Source organism: Desulfomonilia bacterium (genome assembly GCA_036567785.1).
GTDB lineage: Bacteria > Desulfobacterota > Desulfomonilia > UBA1062 > UBA1062 > DATCTV01.
Window position 1 is genome coordinate 1 of record DATCTV010000022.1, and the last position, 4,010, is coordinate 4,010.

2 protein-coding genes are annotated in these 4,010 nt (G+C 51.5%); one reads left to right on the forward strand and one right to left on the reverse strand.

The genetic code is table 11. The annotated features are described in order from the left end of the window. On the reverse strand, nucleotides 1-681 hold a 681-nt coding region (locus VIS94_04680; protein ID HEY9160363.1), incomplete at its 3' end, for a hypothetical protein. Nucleotides 682-1,309: 628 nt separating this feature from the next. Here VIS94_04680 and VIS94_04685 point away from each other — a divergent pair. Continuing rightward, nucleotides 1,310-4,010: LuxR C-terminal-related transcriptional regulator (locus VIS94_04685; protein ID HEY9160364.1), on the forward strand; the 2,701-nt coding region annotated here is incomplete at its 3' end.

Below are 4,010 nucleotides of genomic sequence, written 5' to 3' on the forward strand. Positions count from 1 at the left end.
CAACGGAAATAAATTCCATTCCCGAACGGATGCAGGGAAACCGGACCACGAAACGTGTGCTGCTGCAAACAATAAAGCTGTCAGCACGACTTCCAGCGAGATGTCCTCAGTGATGCGGATGCTCCTGCCAAAGACGGACAGCAGCAGTGTCACGGGCAAGGCGCGATAGACGATCTCTTCGGATGGACCGCAGATTAACAGTTGAAAGCCCAGACTGCCGAGAACATTGCGCACGGACAATGGATATGCATATACCGGCAAGTTGCCGATGCTTTGCATTAATAGATGATAAGCCAGCGCGATACCCGTGATCGAAAGTGAGAAAATCAAAACAATTCGACCGCCGGTGCGAACATCGCCGGTCTGAAATCCGAATTCTTTCTGGATGAAGCATTTGAGGATCCAGATGAGCGCGGCGACGAGGATCATCTGCACCAGATGATGCATGGATAAGCGTGTGAATGACTGATCCGGATCGATCATCTCCCATTGGATCCAGTCTGCCACAGCCCAGCCGAGTTTTCCGGTTGCACGCTGGATGACGAATAACCCGATCAGCGTTGCAGCGACTGCCAACGCTTTAATGATCATCGGCTGCTCCTTGTGAAGCGGAACTGCTTGTGTGGAAGCATCGATCTTTGCTTGCCTTGCCTGTATCGTTTTCTCATGATCCTCTGTCATTGCATTGCCTCCATTCCGCATTCCATCTGTTGTCCTGTACCTCATTGCGAAAAAAAAGTGACACAGTATATTCACGTTTAACAGGGTCGAATCGAATCACTTTCAGAAAGGTACAGGTTTTCAATCATCATAACACACCCCTGACGAATATAAAACAAGTAAATTTAAAACAGCGATTCGAAATTAAGAGAAACTATTAGTGATTTAGATTGATTCGATAAGTAAGTCTAAATTGCGAATAGTTGCATATAGATCCGGACATTTAAAATAGAGAAAACCATTTATAAAAATAGAGGATATAGCTATGTTGTTTTATTCTGGGCAGGGACAAGCCCTGCCCCTACGATGTAATTGGATGATCGATTTTTTGTAGGGGCAACCCTTGCGGTTGCCCAATATCAATATGTTTCGTCATGATTCTCTATTGTTCCACCATCTTCACGTGTGTCATATCGACCGACAAATCGGCTATAATGGTCTTAACATGCCCGCCAGCGGGCAGCCCATACACAAAAAAAGACAAAGCCCCTATGAGTGAAATCCGACCATCCTGGCTGGGGATCCCCCTTTTTGAACACAACTGCCATGTCGTGCATCTGGAAACGCGCAAAACGGAGGAGTTGCTCCCATGCAGCCGCTGATCCGTACGAAATTTTTCATTCCTGCGCTTCGCGACAACATCGTTCCACGTCCGCTGCTCCTCGAAAAAATGGCACTCGGCGCGCAAAAAGCGCTGACGCTGATCTGTGCGCCAGCCGGTTATGGTAAGACAACGCTGTTGGCTGCCTGGATTGCTGCTGTACAGTGCTCAGAAGCTGCCACCACACCGGCAATCTGCTGGGTTTCCCTCGATCCGGATGACAACGATCCTGTGAGATTTCTTTCGTATCTGACAACCTCCTTAGAACAAATCCGGCTGCAGCTCAGCCCGGAAATTCAGGAGCTCCTTTGTTCCGGGGATGTCCTCCAACCGCAAACGCCATTGTCGATACTCGTCAATGAGCTGCAGGAGCTCAATCAACCCGTGTGGCTCGTTCTGGACGACTATCAGTTCATCCGGAACACCGCCATCCATGATGGTATGCTGTTCCTGATAGAGCATTTACCGCAGCACATGCATGTGATGATCGCGACACGATCGGATCCACCACTTGCCTTGTCCCGCCTGCGTGCCTGCAATGCACTATGCGAAATCCGAGCGGAGGATCTGCGCTTTTCACTGGATGAAACAGCCGCCTTTTTAAAAAACGGCTTCCGTCTCGTCCTATCCGATGACCAGATCCGGACACTGGGACACCGAACCGAAGGCTGGATCGCCGGACTGCAGCTTGCCGGTGTCTCATTACAGGGACGGGCAGATCCCGCCTACTTTATCGAAGCATTTTCGGGCAGCCACCGCTTTATTATGGACTATCTGACAGAAGAAGCGCTCAGCCGCCAGCCGGAATCCATTCAACATTTTCTGCTGCAGACTTCCATTCTGGACCGTATGAATGATGCGCTATGTGCGTTCCTGATGGAAACTGACGAAGCGCCATTCCATGCGGCCGACTGCCGGCTGGGCGATCTGGAAAGCCGCGGCCTTTTCCTGGTGCCTCAGGATGATGAACGCGTCTGGTATCGCTATCATCATCTGTTTGCCGATTTGCTGCGTGCGCGCCTGCAGGCTGTGGCGCCGCAATCCATCCCGCTGCTGCACCGCCAGGCATCGTGCTGGTTTGAGGACCATGGATTCCTGGAGGAGGCGATTCAGCATGCACTGGCGGCTGCAGACTGGCAGCAAGCCGGCCGGCTGATTGTCGAACAGATGCCATCGTTTCTTGAAAATGGCCAAATGTCAACAGTCATGACCTGGCTCGACCGTTTTCCACAGCAGAAACTGTTAGGCAATCCCGTTCTGTGTGTGCAAGCTGCCGAAATGTATGCGCAGGCTGGCCGGATTGACCAGATCGATCCGTTGTTGGACAAAGCAGAGGCGATTCTGAACGCCAAATCGTATGAACCGGATTGCGGGCAGACTGAGCTTTCATCAGACACTGGGGTCTATGTCCGTTCCATGGCAGCCATCCTGCGTGGTCTCAAAGCTGTATGTTCCGGCTGTCCATCGCTTGCACTGGAACTGACACAAACAGCGCTGGTTACGGTACCGGAAATGCAAGCCAAGGAACTGGCGGTACTGTATTGGGTGCAGGGCTGGGCGTACCGCAGCCTGAGTGATCTGCAGCAATCGCTTGAGCTGCTGACCCGTGCCACAACAATTGCCAGCGCTTCCGGTAAGAAGCTTCGCGATATCTGGACAGACCTCGGCAATGTGACTCGGTTGGCAGGAAAGCTGCCGCAGGCGATTGAAATCTTGACCAACTCACTGCAGAAGGCACAACAGCATGGTGATGCGAATCAGGGAAATCTATCCAGAGATGAAGCTTTCCTAAGTTACTTGTATTATGAGCAGAATCATCTTGAGTTGGCGTATTCCTATGCGAATCGCGCCCTTGTTCATACACGCTGGTGGCCAAGCCATAATATCATCGCAATGGCTTATGTGAGCCTGGCATGGGTCGCGTTGGCAAGGGCGGATCTGTCCGGTGCCAGGCAGGCGATGCAAGCTGCAGAGAAAGAACGGGCAGACCGTCTGATGACGCCTTTTGTTCACAGTCTGATCGAGAACACCTGGCCGCTAATCTGGTTAAAAGAGGATCGCCGGGATCAACTGGAGACCTGGGAGCAGGACACGCTCCACAGGGTTGAATCTCCGTGCGGTTTGGATGAATATCAGGAGATGCGCCTGACGATGCTGATCCGCGTAGGGATGGAAAGAACCCGACAAGATAAGAAACGGGAGCGCTATCAGCTTTGTCTGCAGCATTCCGCCCGCGTTCTTGAAAGCAGTCATTCATCAGGCCGTGGGAATACACTGGTAGTCATCTTGTTATACCGGGCATTGCTGTTCCATCTTACTGGAAGGTTTCGTGAAGCGTTTGCCGAGTTGGCCGCGTGTTTTTCTCTGGCAGAGCCTGCCGGTTATGTGCGCATTTTTCTCGACGCCGGCGAATCAGCACAACTGCTGATTGCAGCCTATCTGCAGGAATCCAGTCCCGCACATGCTGCCTTTGCGCAGAGCCTGCTGGTTGAATTCGAGCGGCTTCCTTCTGCAAAACCGCATCCGAAAGGTTTGCAGGAAGTACTGACTACGCGTGAGATTGAGATTCTAAAGCTGTTGACAGAAGGTTGTTCAAATCGTGAAATGGCCAACCGGCTGTTTCTTTCAGAAGGCACGATCAAATTCCATGTCCATCATATCCTTGAAAAATTAAATGCATCCAGCCGCA